Genomic DNA, 4,838 nt, shown 5'->3' with positions numbered 1-4,838 from the left:
GAATCCGGGGAGCTTCACCCTTGACCTCCCGAGCACGAGCTGCTCAAGCGTCCGGTCGAAATGCGCCTTGATACGAATGAGCGCGTCCGCCTCACGAGGCGGCGTGTCCGGTTTTGGTGTCCGTGCCGTGAAATCCGTGAGTGCTGATATTGCAGCATCGATGTTGGCGGCAACGCTATGCATTTTAGCAGAAACACTGTGGGTGTTGTCATTATCAGAGGGCACAGTCATGGCATCCTCAAGCTCATTGAGCAGGGAAGTCAGAAGCGTCTCAAATTTTCCGACTGCCCCCAGAATCTCGTGCGCACTGGATGACGGTGTCTGCGACCACGACAGCAGACACATCGCTACGCGGATTGGCACCGAGAAACGCTCTCCTGGTGGGGTGCCATTCTTGAAGGTCACGGCGTCTCCGTGCCGTACCGCATAGGGCGCTCCCGCAATCATCAGCGAATGCTTAGCCCGCTTGAGGTAGGATGCATCGTCGACGTTATAGCGGAAGATCTGTTTGACGCATCCGCCGTCGAAGGTGATCGCGTGAGGCAGCACCACCAGGTCGCCATGCACTTTGCGGTGGGCAATCGTCTTTTTCTTTCCGTTTCGGCGCACACTGTCGTTGTGTGCGCTGATACGGCCTTGCCAAGCTGCAAGCCGCTGCTCTTTTTCTGGGTGATCTTCGAGAATGATCGCCAGGATGTCATGCTTCCAGGCCTTCATCAGTCGTATAGGAGCCTGCGTGCCCGACTCATACCTGAATTTGTCTTGAGCATACCACCACCAGTTTTCCCTGGAGGTGCCTTTCTTGGGTGCCTCGGCAACTTGGGTGCCCATGCGCAGGTCGAGGTCGAGCTCGTATTGATCACCGGTCACAATCTTTGTGCGGCGTGCAGAGGTGATTGTGACAGCATACCGGTATGCTGACCTGGCGCAAATCACGGGAGGGCTGATGATGGTAAGGGTGCCGTCTTCTCTGGTTGTGATAGACAGCTTTTCAGGAAGTGCGGCCGTGCTGACTTCGCCGTAGCTTGGCACGTCTGCGGCTTTGCCAAAACCGGAGATGTAGCAGCCGGTTTCGCCGTCGCGCCGCTTCCAGTATGTCCATTCCTGATCCGACATTATGCCATCCTTCTTCACTTCACCGGCCTAAACGCAGGCCCGCCTCATAGAGAGGGCGGGCCTGCGTGTTGGACGGCGGACACGCCTCGAAGACCCTCACCAAGCCAAACTGTCAAACTTCGTATCCCCCCATTTTTCTCACCTGCTCCCGAACACCATGTTCTCTGCATGTTTACGATCGAGCACAACCATGATGAGACTGTCGTCACCTTGATTGACGATGTAGCAGCTGTGCGCGAGGACGATGTTCGTTTTTTGCTATCTGAGACGGGCGTTGTTTTCATGCAGGTCAATGAGGAGACTGGCGCGACACACAGGGTCTCCCTGTCACTGACGCAGTTCGATAATATGATCGCTGCCCTCAACCTTCCTGAGGGTGCCTACGCAGCGTCCTGATCTCTTGACGCGCGATCTTGCGTTTCTGCCATAAATTTGCCTCATAACAGTGTGATGTTGCGCAACCTATCCGGGTGTCATCGGTAAGGTTGGTGTCTAAGTTTGATCTCTGGGTTGAAAGGTTTACGTGCGTGGTGACGATGATAAACGAGGCATTTGATGCGATGGCGCTTGGGCTTAAGCGACTTCCGGAGGCGATCTACGGATTCAACGGTCTCGGTCGGGTCGATCCCGATGACGCTGTCGGCCATCTGGAAGGTTCAATTTCGGAGTTCCTTGTAGCCTACCGCAATTTCAGCAATGCCTGTGAGAAGGATCATGGCTGGCACTTGACCCCACAGGCTCAGACATTGCTTGCACTGCGCAGCGCGCGCAGCCTCGATTCACCCAATATGGTCAGAAGCTTTGCTATGATGAGTCGTCATGGGGATATTCCTGGCGGGGATGAGTGTTGCATGATCACATTTGATGACACTGCGATGATGATTCTGCCCCTGTGTCTTCAAGATTTTATGTCATTCCTCAGCCGTCCTCCAAAAGAGAATGCCATACCGTCTGAGAGGTCCTGCGCTATTCGGACATATCTATCCATCGACGTTCTGAAGTCTGAAATTGAAAGACGTGGGCTGCCCGTGTCTCGCGTTTTCTTCGATATCATGCCCATGATCACCAATGGCGCTCTCGCTGCAATCGCAAGTATGCGAGACAGCATCACGCCCATTTCTGATGCAGGGACGATCGCCCTTGATCACTTTTCCCAGATGTCGGAAACGGTCTTGACCAAACCCATCTACAAGGTCCTGCCCAAGACCTTTCTGGCGGCATAGATCTGCCAGGGATCGGCAAACTTCGACCCGAGTACGAGGCGTCTTGCACTTGCGGTCGGAGCTGATGCGGATCAGGAATCCTGGGGTTTCAATCCGAAGGGCTTCACTGTCCCAGCCTTAAGGTTCTCCATATCCCTACATCAGTCTTACGCTCAATTTTGGTGAAAACACATCCCGTCTTACTGCAAAAGGCAATGACGGCAAGGGTAAAAATTGCGGCGTGCATTGGTCGTCTCGCGTAAGCCTGACGTAGGGTGTTCGCTAATTAGCCCATGTGAGCAAAGAATTTCACGCGGCATTGCTCCATGAAGGCTGCCTCATCGTAGACCGGTGGAGTCGTGGTTCAGATTATAGTTCCTTAGGATTTTTCTCCTGGGGCTGGCGGCGTGAGCGCTCCCGTATCTTCTGCGCCAGACCAATCTCCTGTTGGCCTATGATGGAGATACAGGTCATGTCCCACACGATGAAGACACACGACGCGATTCTGGCCGCATGCTGTGCGGAGAAGGACGCAGTGCGCAAGGGATTGTCGCACTATTTCGATGATGCGGAAATCCTCGCACGCAAGATCGACGGCATGCCTGAAGGTCATGCGAAAGCCGAAGCCGCGCGGGGTTTCCGCAGTCTTCTTGATGAAATCAAGGGAGACATAGACCAGCGTGAGGCCGCGCTGAAACCTTTGCGCGATTTTCGGACGCAAGCCGTCAAGAGTTTGAAGGGCGGCCGCGAAGTGATTGTCGTTCCGGCAGACTTGGTGGACTTGCTTCTGGCCTACATCGATGATGTTCCCGCTGCTGCGGCAGAAGCTCTTGAGGATGAGGCGGAATTTCAGCGCCGCCGTAATGCGGGTGATTATCACGCTTAAAGCGAGGCGCGCACCTTATGGCCGGCACCCTCTAGTCAATGCCGGCTCCCAGATGCATTGCTCTGCGGGGTAGGCGTCGTTGCGACCTTCTTAAGATATTTTCTCTGTCTCAGTTCTGGGCTCACCGCATTTTTCCTATGTCCCTGTGAATTCCCAGCAATGATCAGGCCGCTCGCGGCCGGCAGCCAAATTAAGAGTATCGAAAATGACAAAAGCTGATAAGCCGATGCCTGTTGCCGACCTGCCTACAAGCCGCACGAAGAAGAGTGGCAAATCACGCGGTGCCGCGTTGCTGGAATATAGCTTGCTGGTCGGTCTGATTTCTCTTGGATCTATCGTTGCGGTCACATCGGTCGGCACCGACGTAAAACGGATCTACTGCAAAGCCGCAAACGGCATGTCCCAGATCACGGGCGGCGCGTTGATGGATGGCTGTCTGCCGAAGCCGGGGGCACCGGCGCCAGTTCCTGGCTTGCCGTTAGGGCTGGTTGTGGTCGACGCACCAGTCGTGCGCGTTGCCAGCTTTAGCGACGTCACGTTCCCGAATGGGCAGACGGGCGATACCCTCGTCGTGACGTCTATCGACGGTGGCGCTCCTGATCCGTTCTGGCTGGATCTCGAGCTCGTGTCGCGGGACGCCTACGATCCCGACCGGACGATTTCTGCGTGCTATGGGACGGTTTCTGGAACTTTCATCTGTGCCGCACCTGGAAGCACCTCGGCTGTCGAGGTCCCAGTGGGGGCCACAGACTTTGGCTACCTGGTCAGCCTGAACGAAGATGTCAGAATGCCACTGGGCAATGATGTCACGATTTCAGTGTCGTCATCTGCCACCATGCCGGCGCAGGATTGGAATGTCGCGGTTGTGCGCGAAGATCCAGAACCGATTTTTGAGGCAAGCTTCGCTTTTCAGGACACAGTCTTTCCACCGACGTCGACAGGCTTGTCATTTGGCACCTTTGCGCCGATTTCTGGCTTCTTCAACCAGGACACCTTTCTTGCGATCGATTGGATCTCGGGCAATTCGGCGAGGCGTTCAGCTTGCTACCGGATGACAGCCGGCGGTGCACCGGTCTGCGAGGTTTTGGGATCGACCACAGGGCGTTCAAGTGTCCTCGTGCCGGTTGGTGCGGCCGAAAGTGGGCTACAGGATTGATCTGCCAGCGCAGGCCATTGGGGCCGACTGGGTGATGCAGGCCGAAGGCACATTCGTGGCGCAAAATGGCGCAGACATCGTAGCGCCGAGCGCATTCCAGATCACGCGTCAAAATACGCAGGTTGAGCAAAACGTGTCGGCCGCATTTGCGAATTACACCTACGCCAAGACCGATACCGGGTATGCTTACGCAACCTTTGTGCCGATCGAGGGTTCCTATAACACGCCGTTCTACGTCAACTTCGAAAGGGTGAGCGGTTCTTACGGAAATTACCGGGCCTGCTATACGATGACTGCCGGAGGGCCGGCGACTTGTGGTAGTAACGCGATCTTCTCCACTGCTTACATCCAGGTTCCTCTGGGCGCCTATGCGGTCGGATACCAGATCGAACTCCCTGCAACCACGACCGGCGCGGACTGGGTCATGAATGCGACGGTCGCATTCGGATCATCGTCCGCGGGCGGGTCCGACCTCGAC

6 protein-coding genes are annotated in these 4,838 nt (G+C 55.7%); 5 read left to right on the top strand and 1 reads right to left on the bottom strand.

Annotated features, from left to right (window positions below; genetic code table 11):
• A partial coding sequence (locus ACOI1H_RS23650; protein ID WP_422440627.1) for a hypothetical protein occupies nt 1–1,116 on the bottom strand: 1,116 nt, incomplete at its 3' end.
• Nucleotides 1,117–1,284: 168 nt separating this feature from the next.
• Between ACOI1H_RS23650 and ACOI1H_RS23645 the strand changes: the two genes are divergently transcribed.
• From ACOI1H_RS23645 to ACOI1H_RS23625, 5 genes are all read left to right on the top strand, one after another.
• On the top strand, nt 1,285–1,512 hold the full coding sequence (locus tag ACOI1H_RS23645) for a hypothetical protein (RefSeq protein WP_422440626.1): 228 nt from the start codon (nt 1,285–1,287) through the stop codon (nt 1,510–1,512).
• 131 nt (nt 1,513–1,643) lie between these two features.
• Complete coding sequence (locus tag ACOI1H_RS23640; protein ID WP_422440624.1) at nt 1,644–2,339, top strand: hypothetical protein; 696 nt, start codon at nt 1,644–1,646, stop codon at nt 2,337–2,339.
• A gap of 451 nt (nt 2,340–2,790) precedes the next feature.
• Nucleotides 2,791–3,204, top strand: a complete 414-nt coding sequence (locus ACOI1H_RS23635) for a hypothetical protein (RefSeq protein ID WP_422440623.1) — start codon at nt 2,791–2,793, stop codon at nt 3,202–3,204.
• Between the two features lie 205 nt (nt 3,205–3,409).
• Entirely contained in the window at nt 3,410–4,360 is a 951-nt protein-coding gene (locus ACOI1H_RS23630; protein WP_422440621.1) for a Flp family type IVb pilin, read from the top strand.
• A partial coding sequence (locus ACOI1H_RS23625; RefSeq protein WP_422440619.1) for a hypothetical protein occupies nt 4,344–4,838 on the top strand: 495 nt, incomplete at its 3' end. The genes ACOI1H_RS23630 and ACOI1H_RS23625, both read left to right, overlap by 17 nt.

It is taken from the genome of Loktanella sp. DJP18 (assembly GCF_049310965.1).
GTDB lineage: Bacteria > Pseudomonadota > Alphaproteobacteria > Rhodobacterales > Rhodobacteraceae > Loktanella.
This window is presented reverse-complemented; position numbering and strand designations above follow the sequence as displayed.

What these genes read in the sequence shown, in the direction of transcription:
- ACOI1H_RS23635 (WP_422440623.1), top strand. Translation starts at nt 2,791, where the DNA reads ATGTCCCACACGATGAAGACACACGACGCGATTCTGGCCGCATGCTGT.
- ACOI1H_RS23630 (WP_422440621.1), top strand. Translation starts at nt 3,410, where the DNA reads ATGACAAAAGCTGATAAGCCGATGCCTGTTGCCGACCTGCCTACAAGC.
- ACOI1H_RS23645 (WP_422440626.1), top strand. Translation starts at nt 1,285, where the DNA reads ATGTTTACGATCGAGCACAACCATGATGAGACTGTCGTCACCTTGATT.